Here is a 22178-nt window from a genome sequence, read left to right on the forward strand (position 1 = left end):
CCGGCCCCCCTCCGACTTGAACCCCTCCGGGAAGCCATGCAGTGATCAGCCCTCGACTCCAAGCCGTTGCACTCACCTGTGAGCGGGACTGGCGTCTGCTGTTCGAGGGCCTGGAGTTGGACCTCGCGTCCGGCACCCTGTTGCAGGTGGCCGGGCCCAACGGCAGTGGCAAGACCAGCCTGCTGCGCCTGCTCGCCGGGCTGATGCAGCCGACCGCCGGCGATGTGCTGCTGAACGGCAGGCCGCTGGCCCGCCAGCACGGCGAACTGGGCAGCAGCCTGTTGTGGATCGGCCACGCTGCCGGGATCAAGGGCCTGCTCACCGCCGAGGAGAACCTCGCCTGGCTCTGCGCCCTGCACCAGCCGGCCGGGCGCGAGGCCATCTGGCAGGCGCTGGAGGCGGTCGGCCTGCGCGGCTTCGAGGACGTGCCCTGCCACACCCTGTCCGCCGGCCAGCAGCGCCGCGTGGGTCTGGCCCGCCTGTACCTGGACGCGCCGCCGCTGTGGATTCTCGACGAGCCCTTCACCGCGCTGGACAAGCAGGGCGTGGCGCAGCTGGAGAGCCACCTGGCACGGCACTGCGAGCAGGGCGGCCTGGTCGTGATGACCACCCACCACACCCTGGGCGAGAAGCCCGCCGGCTATCAGGTGCTGGACCTGGGGCGCCGCGCCGCATGAACAACGTCTTCTTCCTGCTGTTGTCCCGCGAAGCGCGCCTCTTGTTCCGCCGCCCGGCCGAGCTGGCCAACCCGCTGGTGTTCTTCGCCATCGTCATCGCCCTGTTCCCCCTGGCCGTAGGTCCGGAAACTAATCTGTTGCAGACCTTGTCACCGGGCCTGATCTGGGTGGCGGCGCTATTGGCCGTGCTGCTCTCGCTGGACGGGCTTTTCCGCAGTGATTTCGAGGATGGATCGCTGGAGCAGTGGGTCCTTTCGTCGCACCCGCTGCCTCTTCTGGTCCTGGCCAAGGTGCTGGCACACTGGCTGTTCTCGGGGCTGGCCCTGGTGCTGCTGGCGCCGCTGCTGGCGCTGATGCTCGGCCTGCCCGGGCGCTGCCTGCCGGTGCTGCTGGGCTCGCTGCTGCTCGGCACCCCGGTGCTGAGCCTGCTCGGCGCGGTGGGCGCGGCGCTGACCGTCGGCCTCAAGCGCGGCGGGCTGCTGCTGGCGCTGTTGATTCTGCCGCTGTACATCCCGGTGCTGATCCTCGGCACCGGGGCGATGCAGGCGGCTCTGCAAGGATTGCCGGCGGCCGGCCACCTGTTGTGGCTGGCCAGCCTGACCGCCCTGGCGGTCACCCTGACACCCTTTGCGATCGGCGCCGGACTGCGAATCAGCGTCGGCGAATAAGAAAGAACCGTGATACGTGGCCCGGACGCAATCCGGGCTACGTTTGAATGATGAGACGAATTATGAACTGGACCTGGTTTCACCAGTGGGGTTCGCCCAAGTGGTTCTATGAGCGCAGCGGCCGCTGGTTGCCCTGGCTGGCCGCGGCCGCCGTGCTGCTGCTTGCCGTCGGCATCGTCTGGGGGCTGGCCTTCGCGCCGCCGGAGAAATACCAGGGCAACAGCTACCGGATCATCTACATCCACGTGCCGGCGGCCTTCCTCGCCCAGTCCTGCTACCTGCTGATGGCGGTGGCCGGCGTGGTCGGCCTGGTGTGGAAGATGAAGCTGGCCGACGTGGCCCTGCAGCAGGCCGCGCCGATCGGCGCCTGGCTGTGCTTCATCGCGCTGATCACCGGGGCCATCTGGGGCAAGCCGACCTGGGGCACCTACTGGATCTGGGACGCGCGCCTGACCTCGATGCTGATCCTGCTGTTCCTCTACTTCGGCGTCATCGCCCTGGGCAACGCCATCAGCAACCGCGACAGCGCGGCCAAGGCCTGCGCCGTGCTGGCGCTGGTCGGCGCGGTGAACATCCCGATCATCCAGAAGTCGGTGGAGTGGTGGAACACCCTGCACCAGCCGGCCACCTTCAAGGTCACCGGCAAGGCCAGCATGAACGTCGAGATGTGGCTGCCGCTGCTGCTCTGCGTGCTCGGCTTCTACTGCTTCCTCGGTGCCGTGCTGCTCTACCGCATGCGTACCGAGGTGCTCAAGCGCGAGGCCCGCAGCAGCTGGGTGAAGGCCGAGATCGCGCGGCTGGTGGAGGGCAGGGCATGAGCTTCGAATCCTTCGGCGAATTCCTCGCCATGGGCCACCACGGCCCCTACGTGTGGTCGGCCTACGGCATCAGCCTGGCGGTGCTGGCCCTGAACGTCGCGCTGCCGATCCTGGCCCGCCGGCGTTACCTGCAAGACGAGGCGCGCCGTCTGCGCCGGGAGAAGCAACAGTGAACGCAGTCCGCAAGAAACGCCTGTACATCGTCCTGGCCATCCTGGTCGGCGTCTCTGCCGCCGTGGCCCTGGCCCTCAGCGCACTGCAGGAGAACATCAACCTGTTCTACACCCCGACCCAGATCGCCAACGGCGAGGCGCCGAAAGACACCCGCATCCGCGCCGGCGGCATGGTCGCCGAGGGTTCGGTGAAGCGTTCCGCCGACTCGCTGCAGGTGGAGTTCGTGGTCACCGACTTCGTCAAGAGCGTGACCATCCGCTACCAGGGCATCCTGCCGGACCTGTTCCGCGAGAAGCAGGGCATCGTCGCCCTCGGCAAGCTCAACGACGAGGGTGTGCTGGTCGCCGACGAGGTGCTGGCCAAGCACGACGAGAACTACATGCCGCCGGAGGTCACCAAGGCGCTGAAGGACAGCGGCCGGCTGCCCGCCGGGGGCGAGGCCAAGCAATGAACGCCGCGCTGATGATTCCCGAGCTGGGCCACGTGGCCCTGATCCTCGCCCTGTGCCTGGCCGTGGTGCAGGCGACCCTGCCGCTGGTCGGCGCCTGGCTCGGCGACCGCCAGTGGATGGGCCTGGCCCAGCCGGCGGCCTGGGGCCAGTTCGCCATGCTGGCCTTCGCCTTCGCCTGCCTGACCTGGGCCTTCATGGCCGACGACTTCTCCGTGGCCTACGTGGCCAGCAACTCCAACAGCGCCTTGCCCTGGTACTACAAGTTCAGCGCCGTATGGGGCGCCCACGAGGGCTCGCTGCTGCTGTGGGCGCTGATCCTCGGCGGCTGGACCTTCGCCGTGGCGATCTTCTCGCGCCAGCTGCCGGAGGTGATGCTGGCCCGTGTGCTGGCCGTGATGGGCATGATCAGCGTCGGCTTCCTGCTGTTCCTGATCATCACCTCCAACCCCTTCGAGCGGCTGCTGGTGAACACGCCGATGGACGGCCGCGACCTCAACCCGCTGCTGCAGGACTTCGGCCTGATCGTCCACCCGCCGATGCTGTACATGGGCTATGTCGGCTTCTCGGTGGCCTTCGCCTTCGCCATCGCCGCGCTGCTCGGCGGCAAGCTGGACGCCGCCTGGGCGCGCTGGTCGCGGCCCTGGACCATCGTCGCCTGGGCCTTCCTCGGCGTCGGCATCGCCCTCGGCTCCTGGTGGGCCTACTACGAACTGGGCTGGGGCGGCTGGTGGTTCTGGGACCCGGTGGAGAACGCCTCATTCATGCCCTGGCTGGTCGGCACCGCGCTGATCCACTCGCTGGCGGTCACCGAGAAGCGCGGCGTGTTCAAGAGCTGGACCGTGCTGCTGGCCATCGCCGCCTTCTCCCTCAGCCTGCTCGGCACCTTCCTGGTCCGTTCCGGGGTGCTCACCTCGGTGCACGCCTTCGCCAACGATCCGGCGCGCGGGGTGTTCATCCTGATCTTCCTGCTGATCGTGGTCGGCAGCTCGCTGGCGCTGTTCGCCGTGCGCGCGCCGGTGGTCAAGAGCCAGGTCGGCTTCGCCCTGTGGTCGCGCGAGACCTTCCTGCTGGCCAACAACCTGGTGCTGGTGGTGGCGGCCGCGATGATCCTGCTCGGCACCCTGTATCCGCTGGTGCTGGACGCGCTCTCCGGGGCCAAGCTGTCGGTCGGCCCGCCGTACTTCAACGCCCTGTTCGTGCCGCTGATGGCGCTGCTGATGGTGGTGATGGCGGTGGGCGTGCTGGTGCGCTGGAAGGACACCCCGGTGAAATGGCTGGCCGGCATGCTCACCCCGGTGCTGGTCGGCAGCGTGGTGCTGGGCTTCCTCGCCAACTGGCTGTTCGGTGACTTCCACTGGAGCGTGCTGGCGGTGTTCCTGCTCGGCTTCTGGGTGCTGCTGGCCGGCGTCCGTGACCTGCTCGACAAGTGCCGCCACAAGGGCCTGTTCAAGGGCATGCGCAGCCTCTCCAGCAGCTACTGGGGCATGCAGCTGGCGCACCTCGGCATCGCCGCCTGCGCGATCGGCGTGGTGCTGGTCAGCCACGGCAGCGCCGAGCGCGACCTGCGCCTGGCGCCCGGCGAGTCCCTGGAGCTGGGCGGCTACCTGTTCGTCTTCGAGGGCGCCAAGCACTTTGAAGGCCCCAATTTCACCTCGGACAAGGGCACCGTGCGCGTGCTGGAGGACGGCGAGGAAGTCGCCGTGCTGCACCCCGAGAAGCGCCTGTACACCGTGCAGCAGATGCCGATGACCGAGGCGGGCATTGACGCCGGCTTCACCCGCGACCTCTACGTCGCCCTCGGCGAGCCGCTGGAGAACGGCGCCTGGGCCGTGCGTGTGCACATCAAGCCCTACGTGCGCTGGATCTGGCTCGGTGGCCTGATGATGGGCCTCGGCGGCCTGCTCGCCGCCTTCGATCCGCGCTACCGGGTCAAGGTCCGCACCCGCGTGCGCGACGTGCTGGGCATGAAGGAGGCCACCGCATGAAGCGCCTGATCCTGCTGCTGCCGCTGGCGCTGTTCCTGGCCATGGCGGTGTTCCTCTACCGCGGCCTGTTCCTCAACCCGCAGGAGCTGCCCTCGGCGCTGATCGACAAGCCGCTGCCGGAGTTCAGCCTGCCGGACCTGAAGGACGAGCAGCGCCTGGTCACCGAGAAGGACCTCAAGGGCCCGGCGCTGGTCAACGTCTGGGCCACCTGGTGCCCGACCTGCAAGGCCGAGCACCAGATGCTCAACCGCCTGGCCGAGGCCGGTGTGGTGATCCACGGGGTCAACTACAAGGATGACGGCGAGGCCGCGCGCAAGTGGCTGCAGGACTACCTCGACCCGTACCAGGTCAACGTCGCCGATCCCCAGGGTTCGCTCGGCATCAACCTGGGCGTGTACGGCGCGCCGGAGACCTTCCTGATCGACGCCCAGGGCATCATCCGCCACAAGTACGTCGGCGCTATCGACGAGCGCGTCTGGCGCGAGGAACTGGCGCCGCGCTACCAGGCCCTGCTGGAGGTTAAGCCGTGAAGCGCCTGCTGATCGCCTGCCTGCTGGGGCTGAGCCTGGTCGGCGTGGCCCGCGCCGCCATCGACACCTACCAGTTCAAGGACGAGGTGGAGCGCGAGCGTTTCCGCAGCCTCACCGAGGAACTGCGCTGCCCCAAATGCCAGAACCAGAACATCGCCGACTCCAACGCACCGATCGCCACCGACCTGCGCCGCGAGATATTCCGCATGCTGGAAGAGGGCAGGAGCGACAAGGAGATCGTCGATTTCCTGGTCATGCGCTACGGCGACTTCGTGATGTACAAACCGCCCCTGGACAGCCGTACCTGGCTGCTCTGGTACGGTCCCTTCGGCCTGCTGGGCCTGGGCGCCATCGCCCTCGCCGTGCTGGTGCTGCGCCGCCGCAAGGTGGAGAAGGCCCCCGAACGGGCGGCCCTGAGCGCCGCCGAACGTGAGCGCCTGGACGCTCTGCTGAAAGCCACCCGGGATACCCAAGACTGATGATCGAATTCTGGCTCGCCGTCGGCCTGTTGCTGCTGGTCGGCACGGCTTTTCTGCTGATTCCGCTGCTGCGCGGCCGCCGCGCCCAGGCCGAGGAAGACCGCACCGCGCTCAACGTCGCCCTGTACCAGGAGCGCCTGGCCGAACTGCAGGCCCAGCGCGATGCCGGCACGCTCACCGCCGAGCAGTTCGACGCCGGCCAGGCCGAGGCCGCCCGCGAGCTGCTGGCCGATACCGAAGGCGCAGGCAACGGCCGTGGCCATCGCCTGGGCCGCGCGCTGCCGCTGCTGATCGCCCTGGCCGTGCCGGGCCTGGCCTTCGGCCTGTACTGGCACTGGGGCGCCAGCCAGGAACTGGCGGCCGTGCAGGACCAGCCGAGCATCGCCCAGATGACCGCGCGCCTGGAGCAGGCGGTCAAGGACAACCCGGATTCCGCCGAGGCCTGGTACTACCTCGGCCGCATCTACATGGGCAACGGCGAAGCCGGCAAGTCCGCCATGGCCTACGAACACGCGGTGCGCGCCGCCGGTCGCGCGCCCGAGCTGCTGGGCCTGTGGGCCCAGGCCCTGTACTTCGCCGCCGACAAGCAGTGGAGCACGCAGATGCAGGCGCTCACCGACGAGGCGCTCAAGGCCGATCCCAACGAGGCCACCAGCCTCGGCCTGCTGGGCATCGCCGCGTTCGAGGACGAGCGCTTCGCCGACGCCATCGACTACTGGCAGCGACTGGCGGCGCAGATGCCGGCGCAGGACCCGGCCCGCGCCTCGATCCAGGTCGGCATCGACCGTGCCCGCGAGCAGCTGCAGGCCGCCGGCCAGCCGATGCCGGACGAGGCGCCGAACGCTTCCGTGGCGGCGATCCGGGTCAAGGTCGACCTCGCGCCCGAGGTCAAGGCCGAGGTGCAGCCGGGCGACAGCGTGTTCGTCTTCGCCCGCGCGGCGTCCGGTCCGCCCATGCCGCTGGCGGTCAAGCGCCTGACCGTGGCCGATCTGCCCGCCGAGGTCGAGCTGAGCGACAAGGACGCGATGATGGAGCAGCTCAAGCTCTCCAGCTTCCCGCAGGTGCAGCTGGTGGCGCGGATTTCGCGCAGCGGCGTGGCGACCAAGGGCGAGTGGATCGGCAGCAACCCGCCCATCGCCAGCGCCACCCAGGAGCCCCAGCAACTGCTGATCGACAGCGCGGAGCAGGCGCAGTGACCCGTGCGCTGGCGGCCCTGGCCATGCTGCTCGCCCTGGGCGGCTGCGCCCTGCAGCCTGGCGTCGTGCCCAGGGACGACAAGCCCGCGAACGCCCAGCAGAGCCACCCGCGCTACGCGCCGCCGCCCGGCGGCAACGCCTACTGGGATCCGGCGCTGGGCGTGTACGTGATCCAGGGCAGCACCCGGCTGTACTACCGCGAGCGGGTCTACTACCGCTGGAACCGCGGCTGGAACTGGGCCAGCAGCCCCAGCGGCCCCTGGCAGCCCACTGACAGCAGCGGCGTACCGGCCGGCCTCGGCCGCACCATCGCCGACTGACGCACGTACCGGGCACTTCGGTGCGCATGGCGCACCCTACGGTAGCCCGGATGTAATCCGGGGTAGGCGGCCTGGCCTAGGCTTGCGTCGGCAGCTCGATCCTTGCGCTTTCCCCGGGCACCCGTGGCCAGTTCCACTCGGCCCAGTCGCGCTTGGCCTTTTCCAGCTGCTCGACGTCGCTGGCGACGAAGTTCCAGTACATCCGCCTCGGCCCCAGCGGTTCGCCGCCAATCAGCGCCAGGCGACATTCGCCGCAGGCGCTGAGCAGCATGTCCTCGCCCTCCGGCAGCACTGCCAGGCCGCGCAGCGGCAGGTCGTCGTCTTCCAGCTTGGCTTCGCCCTCGATCAGGTACAGGGCGCGCTCGCGGTGTTCGGCGGGTATCGACAGGTGGGTGCCGGCCTGCAGCTTCAGTTCGGCATAGAGGGTCGGCGAGTGCACGGGGACCGGCGACTCCAGGCAGAAGCCGCTGCCGGCGATCAGAGTGATCTCCACGCCCATGGCCTCGCTGCGCGGCAGGCTGGCGGCCGGATGGTGGCTGTAGGCCGGTTCGCCCTGTTCCAGTTCGCGGGGCAGGGCCAGCCACACCTGCAGGCCGTGCAGGCGCGAGCCACCGCGCCACAGGTGCGCCGGCGTGCGCTCGACGTGGGCCGCGGCGCGCCCGGCGGTCATCCAACTGACGTCGCCCGGCTTCACCAACTGGTCCGAGCCCAGGCTGTCCTTGTGCTGCAGCTCGCCCTCGAACAGGTAGGTGAGGGTGGACAGGCCGATGTGTGGGTGCTGGTCGATGTTCATGCCGCTGCCGGCGGGGTAGTCCTTCTCCAGGATGTGGTCGAAGAACACGAATGGCCCGACGCTGCGGCACCTGGCCGAGGGCAGCGGGCGCAGGATGGGCTGGCCGGCGATGTCCTCGGCCCGGGGGCGGATCAGCAGCGGCGCGCTCATGCGCCGTTGTCCAGGCGGGTCTCGATCTGCACATCGACGCCGGTCATCAGCTTGTGCACCGGGCATTTGTCGGCGATGCGCAGCAGTTGCTGGCGCTGTTCCTCGTCCAGCGTGCCGTGCAGTTCCAGTTCGACGGCCAGGCGGTAGGTACCCTGGCGCTCCTGGCTGTCGTCGTGGTTCACGCGCACGTCCAGGCTGTCCAGCGGCAGGCCGCGCTGCCGGGCGTAGAGCATCAGGGTCAGGGCTTTGCAGGCGCCGAGGGCGGCGTCGAACAGGTCGTGCGGCTCGGGAGCCGAGGCGCCGCCGTGGGCGACCGGTACGTCGGTGTGCAGTTGGTGCTCGCCGATCTCGATGCTGTGGCGCAAGCCGGATTCGGTGCTGATGCGGATCATGGTGGCTCCCGGGCGGGTTGGATGGACTTCCAGTCTAGCGTTACGACACGTATCCAATAGGTAGCCACGTGTTTTCCAGGGTGCTACCTGCTCCCAACGCCCTGTCATCCCCGCGCAGGCGGGGACCCAGAAACCGTGCCGTCGTTTGGATTCCCGCCTGCGCGGGAATGACGGGATTGTCCGGGGGGCTTCCAACCCTGGCCCAGGGCCGCGCGCTCAGACCAGCACGGAGAGGCGCACGTCGGCGCCCAGCACGCGCAGCAGGCGGCCGTCCGCGCCGAGGATGGGCACCGAGACGGTGAAGCAGAAGTCGTCGGTGGCCGACGAGCGATAGACCGGCGTGATGTGGCTGCGCAGGTCGTCCGCCACGCTGCGGAACCAGGGGCGCCGGCTCCAGTCGCGGCCGCGGCAGCTTCCGCTGTCCTGGTGCGGCACGTCGGCGGCGAAGACGTTTTCCGAGAGCTGCACGCCGCCGGCGTCGACCAGGTAGAACAGCTCGAAGCGCGCGTCGCGCCGCAGCGTTTCCGCCAGCAGGCGCTCCGCCGTGTCGACGTCGCCGGCCAGGCGCGGGTCCGCCGCCAGTTGCTCGACGCTGCCCTGCACCGAGCGGTGCAGTTCCAGGCGGAAGTCGCCCAGGCCCTGCAGCAGGCGGTCGCCGTCCTCGCGCACGGCCTGGCTGTGGCGCAGCACCTGGCCGGCCTTGCCGAGCAGGTCGCCGGCCACCTGGGCGATCTGCTGCACGTCGCCGTTGATCGAGCGCACTGCCTGGCCGATCTGCTCGGTGCCGATGGCGATGTGGCCGACCCGCTCGTCCAGCCGGTCCATGGCCTGGCGCGTGCTGTCCAGGCCGTTGCCGACCTGCAGCATGCCTTCGCGGCCATCCTCCACCGCCTGGTGCATGCGTTCGCCGGCCGCGCCGAGCTGGTCCATGCCGTCGCGGAAGCGTTCGATGATCTGGCCCACCTGGCCGGTCGCCTCGGTGGTATGGCCGGCCAGGCGCCGCACTTCCTCGGCGACCACGGCGAAGCCGCGGCCGTGCTCGCCCGCGCGGGCCGCCTCGATAGCCGCGTTGAGCGCCAGCAGGTTGGTCTGCTGGGAGATGCTGGCGATCACGCCGATCACCTTGCTGACTTCCTCCAACTGCCCGGTGAGCTTGCCGATCACCTCGCCGAGCTGGGTCTCGCAGTGGCCGATGGCCTCGACCTGGCCGAGCACGGACTGGCCGCTGCGCTGGCACTGGCGCAGAGTCTCGGAGACTTCGGCGGACAGCCGTGCGACCTCGGCGGTGCCGGGCACTAGTTCCGCGTCCAGGGTGGTGGTGACCTGTTCGCTGGCGCTGGCAATCAGCTCGGAGGACTGGGCCAGGCTCTGCCCGCTGACCTGGTTGGCGCTGGCGATGCTGGCCAGCTGCGGCGCGTGGGCGGCGATGCCGACCGCGGCGCCCAGGCTGGTGCGGATGCGCTGGTGCAGGCCGTCGCTGAAACGGTTGAGGCGGCCCATCCAGGCCTGGTGCTCGGGCAGCCGGGTGGTGAGATCGTGACGGGTGAAGAGGGCGGCGAAGGCTTCTTCGTCCAGTTCGCGTCGCGAGGGTCTGCGCAGCAGCTGCAGCATGGTGCATCTCCGAAGTGTTCTGTCCGGAGCGGTGCAAGCAGGGTGCCATCATCGGCGCGCGCCATGTCGTGGGGCTGGCGCCGGCAAAATGCCGCCGATTGCGCCCCACGCTGGGGCACCGGGGCCTATTGCGGTGCGCCGGGCCGGTACCAGAGCGCCTCGCGCTGGAAGGGCGTCTGGGGCGGCAGGTCGGGGTTTTCCAGCTCGATCACCCGGCGCCGTTCCAGTCCGGCGCGCTTCAGGGCGGCGCCGTGGTACTGCTGGAACAGGCGTTCGTAGCTGCCGTCCGCGATCATCGCCTCCAGCCCGCGTTCGATGGCGGCGGCCAGGTCGGCGCGGGTGCGCGAGGTGAAGAAGTAGAAGGCGGAGGGGTAATGGAGGACGACGTGCTCGTCCACTTCCAGTTCCAATCCTTCCTGGCTGGCCCGCGCCTGCTCGTCCCAGACCACCACCAGCTCACGGGGGAAGACGTCGAAGCGGCCGGCGTCGAGCATGCGGAACAGGCTGTCGTAGCTCTGGCTGGTGATCACCTGCAGGCCGTTGTCGCGCAGCACGCGGGTGTCCGGCCAGTCGGCGCGCTGGCCGAAGCGCATGGGCTTGAGGTCTTCCAGGCTGTGCACCCGGGCCAGCCAGTCCTTGTCCTCGCGCCGCACCAGGGGGATGCGCCAGCCGATCAGGCCCTTGTAGATGGGGATGCGTATCGGCAGCAGGGCTTCCTCGCGGTCGCGGGTGGTCATGGTCCACATCAGCTGCACGCTGCCGTCGTTCTGCTCCAGCGACTGTTCCGCCCGGCTCTGCGGCATGGGCCGCGGCGAGGGTTGCAGCCGGTAGTCTCCGCCGCTCCTGTCCAGGGCCTGGCGCAGCAGTTCGACCACGTAGGCCTCGGGGTCGGTGCCGTTGGAGTGCAGGGGATAGGTCAGGGTCTCCGCCGGCGCGAGGGCCGGGAAGAGGAGGGCGAGCAGCACTGCAAGGCGGGCGATGGGCATGGCGTTATTTCGCGACCGGGGATGAAGCATGATGGCCCCTCGCCGGCATCATCGCCAGTGAACGGCTGCAGCGCGACGGCAGTCTACTCTTGCTCGAAACCTGCCGGAGTCATGCCTTTGTTCGCCAGCCGCCTGTTCATCGCCGCCGTCTGCAGCCTGTTCGCCCTGCAGGCCGGCGCCAGGGATTACCGATACAGCGACGCCCACCTGCACTACGTGGACTTCTTCCAGGAGAGCGAGGGCATGGCGCCGTTGCTCAAGGCGATGAATGCCGGCCAGATCGACCATGTGATGATCAGCGGCATCCCGGTCGCCAAGAAATGGCACGAGGACGAGCCCAAGCGCCCGCGCTACTACGCCGGCGACGACGCTGGCGCCTACTGGTACAGTGCCACCGACGTGTTTGTCGCAGAGGCAGTGCGGCGCCTGCCGGAGGAGCAGCGCACGCGCTTCCACCCGTTCCTCTCCGGCTTCAACCCGGTGGACAAGAACGCCGACGCCCACATCCGCCGCATGCTCGAACTCTATCCCGGGCTGTGGCAGGGCCTGGGCGAGGTATTCACCCGCCACGACGACCTCACCGCGCTGACCTACGGCGACACCCCGCGCGCCAACAACGAGGCGATGACCCGCGTCTATCACCTGGCCGCGGAATACGACCTGCCGGTGATGGTGCACAGCAACATCACCTCCAAGCGCGAGCGCAACCCGCTCTACCTGGAGGAGATCGAGGAGCCGCTGCGCAACCACCCCCACGTCCGCTTCATCTGGGCTCACGCCGGCACCAGCCTGGAGATCCACCGCCATCAGGAGAAGCTGGACTTCCTCCTGTCCACCCTGGAGCGGATGCTCGGCGAGTACCCGAACCTGTACATCGACCTGTCCTGGAGCGTGCTGCGGCCCTACTTGCTGTCCGATGAGGGCCGTCCTGACCCGCGCTGGGTGAAGCTGGTCGGCCGCTACCCGGAGCGCTTCATGCTCGGCTCCGACGTGGTCGGCCGCTTCGACGGGGTGGGGGAGAAGCTGGCCGAATTCCGGCCCTTCCTCGACGCCCTGCCGGAGGACGTGGCGCACAAGGTGGCGCGGGACAACTTTCTCGCCGTGCTGCCGCGCCAGCGCCAGGCCGAGCTGCGCGACTGATTGTCATCAGCCTGTAACCGCCGCGTCATAGCCTCGCGCCATTCCGTCAACGAGGAGCGCGAGATGAAACTGTTCTGTCTGCCGGCCCTGGCCCTTGGCCTGGCTTCCAACCTGGCCTTCGCCGATGTGCGCGTGGAGGGCCCGATCGAGTACGGCGTGTTCACCAGCGCTCCGATCAAGGACCCGCAGCCGGGCGAGCGCGTGCTGACCCGCGCCAACCAGCCGATCGAGCAGACCGACCTGGTGCCGGCGCGCCTGGGCACCAAGTTCGGCATCCGCTATCGCTTGCTCGGCAAGACCGAGAGCGAGCCGCCGCTGACCCTGCTGTACCTCACCCCCGGCCTGGTCGGCCCGGACGGCAAGCGCCAGGACAAGATCGAACTGCAGCAGAAGCTGGTGGTGGATGCCCCGCAGGACGTGATGGCGTTCGAGTTCACCGAGCACTACGAGGCCGTACCGGGCGAATGGCACCTGATGGTGTTCCAGGGCGACCGCAAGCTGGCGGAGCGGCGTTTCACCGTGCAGTGAGGGGGGGCCGCCCGGTGTGCGCGGCGCACCCTGCGAAGGGCTCCGCGCACCGTCGGGCCGGGTTTCAGCCCTCGCCGAGCTCGAAGGCCGTCAGGGTGAAGGTGGGGATGCCCATGTCCTGCAGCTTCCGCGAGCCGCCCAGTTCGGGTAGGTCTATGATCGCGGCGGCCTCGTACACGGTTGCGCCCAGGCGGCGCACCAGGCGGGCCGCGGCGAGCAGGGTGCCGCCAGTGGCGATCAGGTCATCGAAGATCAGCACCCGGTCGCCTTCGCACAGGCTGTCGGCGTGCACTTCCAGCAGTGCCTCGCCGTATTCGGTCTGGTAGCTCTCGGCGAGCACCTCGGCCGGCAGCTTGCCCTGCTTGCGGAACAGGATCAGCGGCTTGTTCAGCTCGTAGGCCATGATCGAGCCGAACAGGAAGCCGCGCGCGTCCATCGCCGCGATGTGGCTGAAGTCGTTCTCGACGTAGCGCTGGATGAAGCTGTCCACCACCATGCGCAGGGCGCGCGGCGACTGGAACAGCGGGGTGATGTCGCGGAACACGACGCCGGGCTTGGGGAAATCCGGCACCGGGCGGATCAGGGACTTGACGGCGAACTCGTCGAAGATCATCCGCTCGCCCTCAGTCCGGCATGTTGCCGCCGGCCAGGGCGCACAGCTCGATCGGGTCGAGGATCTGCACTTCCTTGCCTTCGGCGTTGATCAGGCCGTTCTGCTGGAAGCGGGTGAATACCCGCGACACGGTTTCCACCGCCAGGCCCAGGTAGTTGCCCACCTCGTTGCGTGACATGGCCAGGCGGAACTGGTTGGCCGAGAAGCCGCGGGCGCGGAAGCGCGCGGAGAGGTTGACCAGGAAGGTGGCGATGCGCTCGTCGGCGGTCTTCTTGGAGAGCAGCAGCATCATCTGCTGGTCGTCGCGGATTTCGCGGCTCATCACCCGCATCAGTTGGCGGCGCAGCTGCGGCAGTTGCACGGAAAGCTCGTCCAGGCGATCGAACGGAATCTCGCAGACCGAGGTGGTCTCCAGGGCCTGGGACGACACCGGGTAGACCTCGGTATCGACGCCGGACAGGCCGACCATTTCGCTGGGCAGGTGGAAGCCGGTGATCTGTTCCTCGCCCGAGTCGCTCAGGGTGAAGGTCTTCAGCGCGCCGGCGCGGACCGCGAACACCGAGTCGAAGGCATCGCCCTGGCGGAACAGGAACTCGCCCTTCTTCAGCGGGCGGCCGCGCTTGACGATGCGGTCCAGGGCATCCATGTCCTCCAGGTTCAGGGACAGCGGCAGGCAGAGAGGCGCCAGGCTGCAGTCCTTGCAGTGGGCCTGGTGGGGGCTGTGCACCTTGATGGTTTCTGACATCGGATATCCCTGACTTGGAGATCACACACGAACACAAAGGTTAACCCATAGCCCCGCACCCGGGCCAGCGCGAGCATGGCCGATCAGGCAAATGATTGACCGCAGATTCAAGTTTTCCCGGCGCCGCCCGATAGTTCAGCTATGCATGCGTCGAGGGAAATTCCATGTTGAAGGTGGATGTGAGCGGCCTGACCCAGCGGCTGGCCCAGGGTATCCAGCGCCAGGAGGCACGCGTCGCGGGCCAGGAGCCCAGCGAGCAGGAGGTGCACGAGAGCCTGCGGGTGTCCCTGTCGGAATTGTCGCGCACGCGGGCCAGCGCGAAGAACGAGGATGTGGACGAGGCCGAGCTGCCGGACAACATCAAGGAAATCGTCAAGCTGATTCGCGCGCTGCGCCAGCAGATCGCCGAGAAGCAGGCCGAACTGCAGGCGCTGGCGGCCGACGGTGACATGGACCCGGAGCTGAGGCAGGTCAAGGCGGAGGCCCTGCGCAGCGAACTGGCCACCCTGCAGAGCGCCCTGACCTCGGCCCAGTTCGAGCTGGCCGATGCGCTCAAGGACAAGCGCCTCACCGACGATCAGCGCATGCAGGCGCTCAAGCTGGCCATGTCCTGACCGGCGAGGTCGTTTCCCCGGATTGCATCCGGGCTACGCGCCGGGGAATACCGTAGCCCGGATGCAATCCGGGACCACGAAGCCCACCTTTCAGATCACCCGCGAGAAACGCTGCTGGTTCTGCTGTTCCAGGTAGTGGTCGAACAGCATGCACAGCGAGCGCACCAGCAGGCGGCCGGCCGGGCGCACGTCGATGCCCTGCTCGGTGAGGTCGATCAGGCCGTCGCGGGCCAGTTGCTGCAGCTGTGGCCAGATCGCCGAGAAGTAGTTGCGGAAGTCGATGGCGAAACGCTCCTCGATATCACGGAAACTCAGCTGGAACTGGCAGATCAGCGCCTGGATCACGGCGCGGCGGATGCGATCATCGTCGTTGCATAGCAGGCCGCGCTGGGTCGCCAGCTGGCCGTTGCCCAGGCTCTGCTGGTAGTTGGCGAGGTCGCTGCTGTTCTGGCTGTAGAGGTCGCCGACCTGGCTGATGGCCGATACGCCCAGGCCGATCAGGTCGCAGTGGCCGTGGGTGGTGTAGCCCTGGAAGTTGCGTTGCAGGGTGCCGTCTTCCTGAGCCATCGCCAGTTCGTCGTCGGGCAGCGCGAAGTGGTCCATGCCGATGTAGCGGTAGCCGGCGGCGGTGAGCTGCTCGATGCTGCCCTGCAGCATGGCCAGCTTGTCCACCGGTGCGGGCAGTTCGTTGGTATTGATCCGCCGCTGCGGCATGAAGCGTTCCGGCAGGTGGGCGTAGTTGAACACCGACAGCCGGTCCGGCTGCATCGCGATCACTTCGTCCACGGTGCGGGCGAAGCTTTCCGGGGTCTGGCGGGGCAGACCGTAGATCAGGTCGATGTTCAGCGAGCGGTACTGCAGGGCGTGGGCCGCGTCGACGATGGCACGGGTCTGCTCCAGGGTCTGCAGGCGGTTGACGGCGCGCTGCACCTCCGGGTCGAGGTCCTGCACGCCGAGGCTGACGCGGTTGAAGCCCAGCTCGCGGAGCAGGCCCATGGTCGACCAGTCGGCCTCGCGCGGGTCGATCTCGATGCCGTAGTCGCCGCTGTCGTCGTCCAGCAGGGTGAAGTGCTGGCGCAGGGAGCCCATCAGGCGGCGCAGCTCGTCGTGGCTGAGGAAGGTCGGGGTGCCGCCGCCGAAGTGCAGCTGCTCGACCACCTGGTTGCGGTCGAGGTGGCAGGCGATCAGGGCGATCTCCTGCTCCAGTTGCTCCAGGTACGGCAGAGCGCGGCCGCGATCCTTGGTGATCACCTTGTTGCAGGCGCAGTAGTAGCAGATGTTGGCGCAGAACGGCACGTGCACGTAGAGCGACAGCGGCCGCTGGGCCTTGCGGCTGTCGCGCAGGGCGTGCAGCAGGTCGAAGGAGCCGACGTCGCCATGGAACTGCACGGCGGTGGGGTAGGAGGTATAGCGCGGGCCTGGCCGGTCATGGCGGCGGATCAGGTCGGCGTCCCAGCGGATGGCATCGAGCATTTGGAGTATCCCTGGAGTGACAGTGTTGCCAGTCTAGGGGGCGTGCAGGGTCGGCTCCTTGATCTGAGTCAGGCCGTCGCATGTTCTGTAGGGTGCGCCGTGCGCACCGGGGTGGCGAGTGGTGGCGTGCACCCTACGTGCGCGGGCTGCCAGGAGAGTCAGTGGCCCATCAGCCAGTGCTGGTGCGGGCCGGGCAGCGTCCACAGGCCGAACAGGATCACCAGCAGGCCGCCGGCCACGCGCACGCCGCGCCTGCGCAGCAGGGCGGTCAGCCGCTCGGCGGCCATGCCGGTGGCCAGCAGCACCGGCCAGGTGCCCAGACCGAAGGCCAGCATCAGCAGCGCGCTGTCCGTCGGCGAGCCCTGGCTGGAAGCCCACAGCAGGGTGCTGTAGACCAGGCCGCAGGGCAGCCAGCCCCAGACGGCGCCGAGCAGCAGGGCGCGGGGCAGGCTGCTGACCGGCATCAGCCGGCTCGCCAGCGGCTGCAGGTGGCGCCAGAGGTGGCGGCCGACGGCTTCGATGCGGGTCAGCCCGCTCCACCAGCCCGCCAGGTACAGGCCCATGGCGATCAGCAGCAGGCCGGCGGCCACCCGCAGCGCCATCGCCGCCGGGCTGCTGGCCACGGCCCAGCCAGCCAGGCCGATGAGCAGGCCGGCGGTGGCGTAGCTGAGGATGCGGCCGAGGTTGTAGGCCAGCAGCAGGCGCAAGCGGCGGGCGCGCTGCTCGGGCGGGATGGCCAGGGTCAGCGCGCCCATCAGGCCGCCGCACATGCCCAGGCAGTGGCCGCCGCCGAGCAGGCCGAGGATCAGCGCGGAAGCCAGCAGGGGCGCCAGCGCCGGCACACCCAGTTCAGGCACGCGGCTCGTCCTTGTCGCCGTTCTTGTCGGCCTCGGCGACGCCGGCCTTGTGCTGTGGGTCCTCGTCGTCGAACAGGATGCTGTGGGCTGGGCTGTCCAGGTCGTCGTACTGGCCGTTGTCCACGGCCCAGACGAACAGCCAGATGGCGAAGCCGACCAGGACCACGGCAATCGGGATCAGGATGTAGATGGCGGACATGGCTCAGTGGCTCCGGCGGAAGAATGGCCGCAGATCGAGGTTGGCGACCGGGAACAGCTTGGCGGGGCTGCGCCCGGTCAGGGCGACGAAGGCAAACAGGAGGTTGATAAACACCAGCAGCAGGGCATCCAGTGGCTCGGCCAGCAGGTCGCCGGGCAAGGTCCGCTGGTCGATCAGCGAGATCGCGACATGGCCGGCGATGAAGAGCTGGACGCAGAGCAGGGCGATGGCCAGTAGACGGACCCACCAGGCGACCTTGCATGCCGTGTTGTTCTGCATAAGACCTCGTCGAGCACCACGATAGGGGGCTTATTGTCTTGGGACGCGAGCCAGGCGCAGGGCGTTCAACACCACCAGCAGCGAACTGACCGACATGCCGAGTGCGGCCCACAGCGGGGTGACCCAGCCGAGTGCCGCGAACGGCAGCACCAGGCCATTGTACAGGGTGGCCCAGGTCAGGTTCTCGACGATGATGCGGCGCGTGCGGCGGGCCAGGGCGAAGGCCTGCACCAGGCTGCCGAGGCGGTTGGACAGCAGCACGGCGTCGGCGCTGGTCTTGGCCAGGTCGGTGGCGCTGCCCATGGCCACGCTGATGTCGGCGCCGGCCAGCACCGGCACGTCGTTGACCCCGTCGCCGAGCATCAGCACGCGCCGGCCCCGTTCGTGCAGGTCCTTGAGCACGGCCAGCTTGGCGTCCGGCGTCAGGCCACCACGGGCGTCGGCGATGCCGAGCTGGCGGGCCACCTCGCCGACCATCGGCGAGCTGTCCCCGGACAGCAGGATGATGCCCCAGCCCTGGGCGCGGCAGGCGGCGATCAGCTCCGGCGCGTCCTCGCGCAGGCGGTCGCCGAGGACGAACCAGGCCAGCGGGCCGTGTTCGTCGCCCAGCAGCAGCCACTGGCCGTGTTCGCCGGGAATGGCCGGGGCCGCCTGATCGGCGAGGGCGGCGACGTAGGCCGGCTGGCCGATGCGCAGGCGGCGGCCGTCGAGCACCCCCTCCAGGCCTTGGCCGGGTTCGTTGACCAGTTGCTCGGCCGCCCGTGGGCTATGACCGAAGGCGCGGGCGATGGGGTGTTCGGAACCCTGCTCCAGCGCGGCCGCGAGGGCCAGGCAGGCGTCGGCGTCCAGCTCGCCCAGCGGCTCGATGCGCTCCAGGGTCAGGCGGCCTTCGCTGAGCGTGCCGGTCTTGTCGAAGATCACCGTGTCGATCTGCTTCAGGCCCTCCAGCACGTGGCCGCGGGTCAGCAGCAGGCCGAGCCTGTGCAGGCTGCCGGTGGCGGTGGTGAGGGCGGTGGGCGTGGCCAGCGACAGGGCGCAGGGGCAGGTGGCGACCAGCAGCGACAGGACGATCCAGAACGCCCGCTCGGTGTCGATCTGCCACCAGACCAGGCCGACCACCGCGGCCAGGCCGAGCACGATCAGCAGGAACCACTGGGCCACCCGGTCCGCCATCTCGGCCATGGGCGGCTTGTCGGCTTGGGCGCGTTCGAGCAGGCGGACGATGGAGGACAGCCGGGTGTCGTTGCCGAGGGCCTGCACCTCCACGGTCAGCGGGCCCTCGACGTTGAGGGTGCCGGCGGTGACCGCGTCGTCCTCGCCACGGGCCAGCGGCAGGTATTCGCCGGTGAGCAGGGATTCGTCGACGCTGGACTGGCCGGCGACGATGCGGCCGTCCGCCGGCAGCATGGCGCCGGGCTGGACCAGCACGCGGTCGCCGACCGCCAGTTCACGCAACAGGATGCGCTCGGCCTTGCCCTGGTCGTCCAGGCGCAGGCAGGAGGGCGGCAGCAGGCTGACCAGCTGGGTGGTGGCCGCCGCCGTGCGCTCGCGGGCGCGCCGTTCCAGGTAGCGGCCGGCCAGCAGGAACAGGGCGAACATGCCCACCGCGTCGAAGTACAGCTCACCCACCCCGGTGACGGTGGACCAGATGCCGGCCGCGTAGGCGCCGCCGATGGCCAGGGACACCGACACGTCCATGGTCAGGTGGCGGGTGCGCAGGTCGCGCAGGGCGCCGCGGAAGAACTGGCCGCAGCAGTAGAAGACGATGGGCGTGGTGAGGAACAGGCTGGTCCAGCGCAGGATCTTGTCCAGCTCCGGCGAGAGGTCGACGTTGAATTCCGGCCAGGTGGCCATGGTCGCCATCATCACCTGCATCCACAGCAGGCCGGCGATGCCGATCTGGCGCAGCGACTTGCGGTTCTCCGCGGCCAGCCGCTCGCTCGCCTCGTCCGCCTGCCAGGGGTGGCCGGCGTAGCCGATGCGGCGCAGTTCGGCGAGCAGCTGGCTGAGCGGTATCTGGCTGTCGGCCCAGCGCACCTGCAGGCGCTGGTTGGACAGGTTGAGCCGGGCCTCGGCGACCCCGGGCAGGGTGCGCAGGTGCTTCTCGATCAGCCAGCCGCAGGCGGCACAGCTGATGCCTTCGATCATCAGGCTGGTTTCGCTGAGTTCGCCCTCGTGCTGGACGAAGCCGCGCTGCACCTCGTCGCGGTCGTACAGCGCCAGTTCGTCCGGCAGGGCCTTGGGCAGGGTCTGCGGGTTGACCGCGCTGTCGCTGCGGTGGCGGTAGTAGTTCTCCAGCCCGCCGGCGACGATCGCCTCGGCCACCGCCTGGCAGCCCGGGCAGCAGAAGGCCCGCGGCTGATCCAGGACGCGGGCCTCGAAGCGGCTGCCGGCGGGAACCGGCAGCCCGCAGTGATAGCAGGGGAGGGGTGTGCTCATGCTCGGCGGGGCATTACTCGCCAAGCTGGATGCGCTGGCCGCTGGCCAGGTTTTCTTCTTCGAACAGGCGCCAGTCCTTGCCGCCTTCCTGGCCGATCAGTTCGACGAAGCGGCGGCCCTCGACGGCGTCCAGCAGGTTGCCGGCGTAGCTGCCGTCGCCCTGGGCCTGCATCACCACCCGGCGATCGCGCTCCGGCTGGGTCGGCGAGATCAGGTTGAGTACCAGCTGCGGCGGGTTGCTGTAGCCCTCCAGCTGCAGGGCAGCGGTGCCCTTCTCGTTGTCCAGCACCAGCTCGGCGCGCAGCTTCAGGCGGGTCGCCAGTTCCTCGCGCTCCAGCGAGGTGTTGATGCCCTTGCCGACGTCGTAGTAGTTGTCCGACAGCAGTCCCGGCGGGTTCCTGGTGGCGATCACCAGCATGCTGGTGCCGAGTACCACGGACATGCCGAGGAGACCGAGGATGAGCCAGACCCAGGTGACTTTGTACCAGGGGACGACCGGAGGTTGTTGCTGCGACATGTAGGAACCTGTGTTCAACGTACGCTCGGGCCGATGAAGCGGCTGTCGGCGTCGTTCTCGATGGACGGATCTTCCAAGGCCTGGACCTTGAACACGACTTCATTGGCGCTGGAAGGCAGCTTCTCCGGCGGGATGGACAGCTCCACCGGAATCGACAGCACCTCGCCGGCCGCCGCCTTGACCTCGTTCCTGCCTTCGTACTCGATACCCTCGATGCCTTCGACGGAGATCACGTAGGTCAGGTCGCGCTGGGCCTTGTTCATCAGCTTCACGGTGTAGACGTTCTCGATGTGGCCTTCTTCGTTCTCGCGGAACAGCACGCGGTCCTTGAGCACGTCGATTTCCACCAGCGAGCGGCTGGCGACGGCCCAACCGAACAGGCCGATCATCGCCACCAGCGCGGTGGCGTAGCCTATCAGGCGCGGACGCACCAGGTGCGTCTTCTGCCCGGAAAGATTGTGTTCGGTTGTGTAGCTGATCAGGCCTCGCGGGTAGCCCATCTTGTCCATGATGCTGTCGCAGGCGTCGATGCAGGCGGCGCAGCCGATGCATTCGATCTGCAGGCCGTCGCGGATGTCGATGCCGGTGGGGCAGACCTGGACGCACATGGTGCAGTCGATGCAGTCGCCCAGCCCCTGGGCCTTGTAGTCGAGGGTCTTCTTGCGCGGGCCGCGCTTCTCGCCGCGACGCGGGTCGTAGGAGACGATCAGGGTGTCCTTGTCGAACATCACGCTCTGGAAGCGCGCGTAGGGGCACATGTAGATGCACACCTGTTCGCGCAGCCAGCCGGCGTTGCCGTAGGTGGCCAGGGTGAAGAAGCCGACCCAGAAGTAGGCCCAGCCGTCGGCCTCGCCATTGAGCAGGCTGGGGATCAGGTCGCGGATCGGCGAGAAGTAGCCGACGAAGGTCAGGCCGGTGACCAGGCCGATGAGAATCCACAGGCCGTGCTTGGCGGCCTTGCGGCCGAACTTGTTGGCGCTCATCGGCGCCTTGTCCAGCTTCATGCGCTGGTTGCGGTCGCCCTCGGTGACTTTCTCGCACCACATGAAGACCCAGGTCCACACGCTCTGCGGGCAGGTGTAGCCGCACCAGACGCGGCCGGCGAACACGGTGATGAAGAACAGGCCGAAGGCGCAGATGATCAGCAGCCAGGACAGCAGGGCGAAGTCCTGCGGCCAGAAGGTGGCGCCGAAGATGAAGAATTTGCGTTCCGGCAGGTTCCACCAGACGGCCTGATGGCCATCCCAGTTGAGCCAGACGGTGCCGAAGTAGAGCAGGAACAGGAAGGCGCCGCCGCTGAGGCGGAGATTGCGGAACAGGCCGGTGAAGGCGCGGGTGTAGATCTTTTCGCGGCTGGCGTAGAGGTCGACGGTTTCGCCGCCCTTGGCCGGGGGAGGGGTGATGTTTCGGACGGGAATCTGTTCGCTCATCAGGGACGTACCACGGCTTGTGTGGGCGCTCCCCCGATACTTGCCGAGGGAGTCAGAATTTCACGTCACTATGGTACGCCTGATCGAGCGGTGGCCGGGTGCGACCAGCGGTCG

The 22178-nt window shown here is 68.6% G+C and carries 26 protein-coding genes; 13 read left to right on the forward strand and 13 right to left on the reverse strand.

Annotated elements, in window-relative coordinates:
• The first annotated feature begins 41 nt into the window (after positions 1-41).
• From ccmA to N7640_RS09600, 10 genes are read left to right on the forward strand one after another with little or no spacing between them, the layout of a single operon-like run.
• Positions 42-677 carry a cytochrome c biogenesis heme-transporting ATPase CcmA gene (gene ccmA / locus N7640_RS09555; protein WP_279902232.1) on the forward strand — a complete coding sequence of 212 codons (636 nt, stop codon included), beginning with the start codon at positions 42-44 and terminating at the stop codon, positions 675-677.
• Entirely contained in the window at positions 674-1345 is a 672-nt protein-coding gene (gene ccmB / locus N7640_RS09560) for a heme exporter protein CcmB (protein ID WP_220813373.1), read from the forward strand. Before ccmA ends, ccmB begins: the two co-directional genes overlap by 4 nt.
• A 59-nt stretch (positions 1346-1404) precedes the next feature.
• The gene (locus N7640_RS09565; protein ID WP_279902312.1) at positions 1405-2163 is read left to right on the forward strand and encodes a heme ABC transporter permease; all 759 of its coding nucleotides are present in this window, start codon (positions 1405-1407) and stop codon (positions 2161-2163) included.
• On the forward strand, positions 2160-2336 hold the full coding sequence (gene ccmD, locus N7640_RS09570) for a heme exporter protein CcmD (protein ID WP_220813371.1): 177 nt from the start codon (positions 2160-2162) through the stop codon (positions 2334-2336). Before N7640_RS09565 ends, ccmD begins: the two co-directional genes overlap by 4 nt.
• The gene (gene ccmE / locus N7640_RS09575) at positions 2333-2788 is read left to right on the forward strand and encodes a cytochrome c maturation protein CcmE (RefSeq protein WP_279902231.1); all 456 of its coding nucleotides are present in this window, start codon (positions 2333-2335) and stop codon (positions 2786-2788) included. The genes ccmD and ccmE overlap by 4 nt, the downstream gene beginning before the upstream one ends.
• An 11-nt stretch (positions 2789-2799) precedes the next feature.
• Positions 2800-4773 carry a heme lyase CcmF/NrfE family subunit gene (locus N7640_RS09580; RefSeq protein ID WP_279902311.1) on the forward strand — a complete coding sequence of 658 codons (1974 nt, stop codon included), beginning with the start codon at positions 2800-2802 and terminating at the stop codon, positions 4771-4773.
• The gene (locus N7640_RS09585; RefSeq protein ID WP_279902230.1) at positions 4770-5303 is read left to right on the forward strand and encodes a DsbE family thiol:disulfide interchange protein; all 534 of its coding nucleotides are present in this window, start codon (positions 4770-4772) and stop codon (positions 5301-5303) included. The genes N7640_RS09580 and N7640_RS09585 overlap by 4 nt, the downstream gene beginning before the upstream one ends.
• The gene (locus N7640_RS09590) at positions 5300-5782 is read left to right on the forward strand and encodes a cytochrome c-type biogenesis protein (protein WP_220813368.1); all 483 of its coding nucleotides are present in this window, start codon (positions 5300-5302) and stop codon (positions 5780-5782) included. Before N7640_RS09585 ends, N7640_RS09590 begins: the two co-directional genes overlap by 4 nt.
• Positions 5782-6978 carry a c-type cytochrome biogenesis protein CcmI gene (gene ccmI, locus N7640_RS09595; RefSeq protein WP_279902229.1) on the forward strand — a complete coding sequence of 399 codons (1197 nt, stop codon included), beginning with the start codon at positions 5782-5784 and terminating at the stop codon, positions 6976-6978. Before N7640_RS09590 ends, ccmI begins: the two co-directional genes overlap by 1 nt.
• Positions 6975-7298 (forward strand): hypothetical protein, encoded by a 324-nt coding sequence (locus N7640_RS09600; protein WP_279902228.1) that lies wholly within the window; start codon positions 6975-6977, stop codon positions 7296-7298. Before ccmI ends, N7640_RS09600 begins: the two co-directional genes overlap by 4 nt.
• A 76-nt stretch (positions 7299-7374) precedes the next feature.
• On the opposite strand, the gene N7640_RS09605 is transcribed toward N7640_RS09600, so the two are convergent.
• The 4 genes from N7640_RS09605 to N7640_RS09620 all read right to left on the reverse strand — a co-directional run bounded on the left by N7640_RS09605 (position 7375) and on the right by N7640_RS09620 (position 11230).
• Positions 7375-8241 carry a pirin family protein gene (locus N7640_RS09605; protein WP_279902227.1) on the reverse strand — a complete coding sequence of 289 codons (867 nt, stop codon included), beginning with the start codon at positions 8239-8241 and terminating at the stop codon, positions 7375-7377.
• Positions 8238-8633 (reverse strand): OsmC family protein, encoded by a 396-nt coding sequence (locus N7640_RS09610; protein WP_279902226.1) that lies wholly within the window; start codon positions 8631-8633, stop codon positions 8238-8240. Before N7640_RS09610 ends, N7640_RS09605 begins: the two co-directional genes overlap by 4 nt.
• A gap of 216 nt (positions 8634-8849) precedes the next feature.
• Positions 8850-10244: a methyl-accepting chemotaxis protein gene (locus N7640_RS09615; RefSeq protein ID WP_279902225.1), complete on the reverse strand. Its 1395-nt coding sequence runs from the start codon at positions 10242-10244 to the stop codon at positions 8850-8852.
• 125 nt (positions 10245-10369) lie between these two features.
• The gene (locus tag N7640_RS09620) at positions 10370-11230 is read right to left on the reverse strand and encodes a transporter substrate-binding domain-containing protein (RefSeq protein WP_279902224.1); all 861 of its coding nucleotides are present in this window, start codon (positions 11228-11230) and stop codon (positions 10370-10372) included.
• Between the two features lie 111 nt (positions 11231-11341).
• On the opposite strand from N7640_RS09620, the gene N7640_RS09625 reads away from it, so the two are divergent.
• Both N7640_RS09625 and N7640_RS09630 read left to right on the forward strand, forming a co-directional pair.
• Positions 11342-12370 (forward strand): amidohydrolase family protein, encoded by a 1029-nt coding sequence (locus tag N7640_RS09625; protein WP_279902223.1) that lies wholly within the window; start codon positions 11342-11344, stop codon positions 12368-12370.
• Positions 12371-12433: 63 nt separating this feature from the next.
• Positions 12434-12898: a DUF3859 domain-containing protein gene (locus N7640_RS09630; RefSeq protein WP_279902222.1), complete on the forward strand. Its 465-nt coding sequence runs from the start codon at positions 12434-12436 to the stop codon at positions 12896-12898.
• A gap of 64 nt (positions 12899-12962) precedes the next feature.
• On the opposite strand, the gene N7640_RS09635 is transcribed toward N7640_RS09630, so the two are convergent.
• Complete coding sequence (locus N7640_RS09635; protein WP_220813361.1) at positions 12963-13511, reverse strand: adenine phosphoribosyltransferase; 549 nt, start codon at positions 13509-13511, stop codon at positions 12963-12965.
• Positions 13512-13521: 10 nt separating this feature from the next.
• The gene (gene fnr / locus N7640_RS09640) at positions 13522-14256 is read right to left on the reverse strand and encodes a fumarate/nitrate reduction transcriptional regulator Fnr (protein WP_220813360.1); all 735 of its coding nucleotides are present in this window, start codon (positions 14254-14256) and stop codon (positions 13522-13524) included.
• 164 nt (positions 14257-14420) lie between these two features.
• Here fnr and N7640_RS09645 point away from each other — a divergent pair, with 164 nt between their 5' ends.
• Positions 14421-14870: a hypothetical protein gene (locus tag N7640_RS09645; protein WP_279902221.1), complete on the forward strand. Its 450-nt coding sequence runs from the start codon at positions 14421-14423 to the stop codon at positions 14868-14870.
• A gap of 90 nt (positions 14871-14960) precedes the next feature.
• Here the strand turns inward: N7640_RS09645 and hemN are convergent, their stop codons facing one another.
• From hemN to ccoG, 7 genes are all read right to left on the reverse strand, one after another.
• Positions 14961-16343 (reverse strand): oxygen-independent coproporphyrinogen III oxidase, encoded by a 1383-nt coding sequence (gene hemN, locus N7640_RS09650; RefSeq protein WP_220813358.1) that lies wholly within the window; start codon positions 16341-16343, stop codon positions 14961-14963.
• Between the two features lie 158 nt (positions 16344-16501).
• Positions 16502-17185: a sulfite exporter TauE/SafE family protein gene (locus N7640_RS09655; RefSeq protein ID WP_279902310.1), complete on the reverse strand. Its 684-nt coding sequence runs from the start codon at positions 17183-17185 to the stop codon at positions 16502-16504.
• A 7-nt stretch (positions 17186-17192) separates the two neighbouring features.
• On the reverse strand, positions 17193-17399 hold the full coding sequence (ccoS, locus tag N7640_RS09660) for a cbb3-type cytochrome oxidase assembly protein CcoS (RefSeq protein ID WP_220813357.1): 207 nt from the start codon (positions 17397-17399) through the stop codon (positions 17193-17195).
• Positions 17400-17402: 3 nt separating this feature from the next.
• Positions 17403-17678, reverse strand: a complete 276-nt coding sequence (locus tag N7640_RS09665; protein WP_279902220.1) for a hypothetical protein — start codon at positions 17676-17678, stop codon at positions 17403-17405.
• 30 nt (positions 17679-17708) lie between these two features.
• The gene (locus N7640_RS09670; RefSeq protein WP_279902219.1) at positions 17709-20117 is read right to left on the reverse strand and encodes a heavy metal translocating P-type ATPase; all 2409 of its coding nucleotides are present in this window, start codon (positions 20115-20117) and stop codon (positions 17709-17711) included.
• Positions 20118-20130: 13 nt separating this feature from the next.
• Positions 20131-20634 carry a FixH family protein gene (locus tag N7640_RS09675; protein WP_279902218.1) on the reverse strand — a complete coding sequence of 168 codons (504 nt, stop codon included), beginning with the start codon at positions 20632-20634 and terminating at the stop codon, positions 20131-20133.
• 14 nt (positions 20635-20648) lie between these two features.
• A complete protein-coding gene (gene ccoG / locus N7640_RS09680; RefSeq protein ID WP_279902217.1) occupies positions 20649-22064 on the reverse strand; it encodes a cytochrome c oxidase accessory protein CcoG in 1416 nt (471 codons plus the stop codon).
• Positions 22065-22178: the final 114 nt, after the last annotated feature.

Origin of the sequence: Pseudomonas sp. GD04015 (assembly GCF_029837675.1) — a bacterium.
Lineage (GTDB): Bacteria > Pseudomonadota > Gammaproteobacteria > Pseudomonadales > Pseudomonadaceae > Aquipseudomonas > Aquipseudomonas paralcaligenes.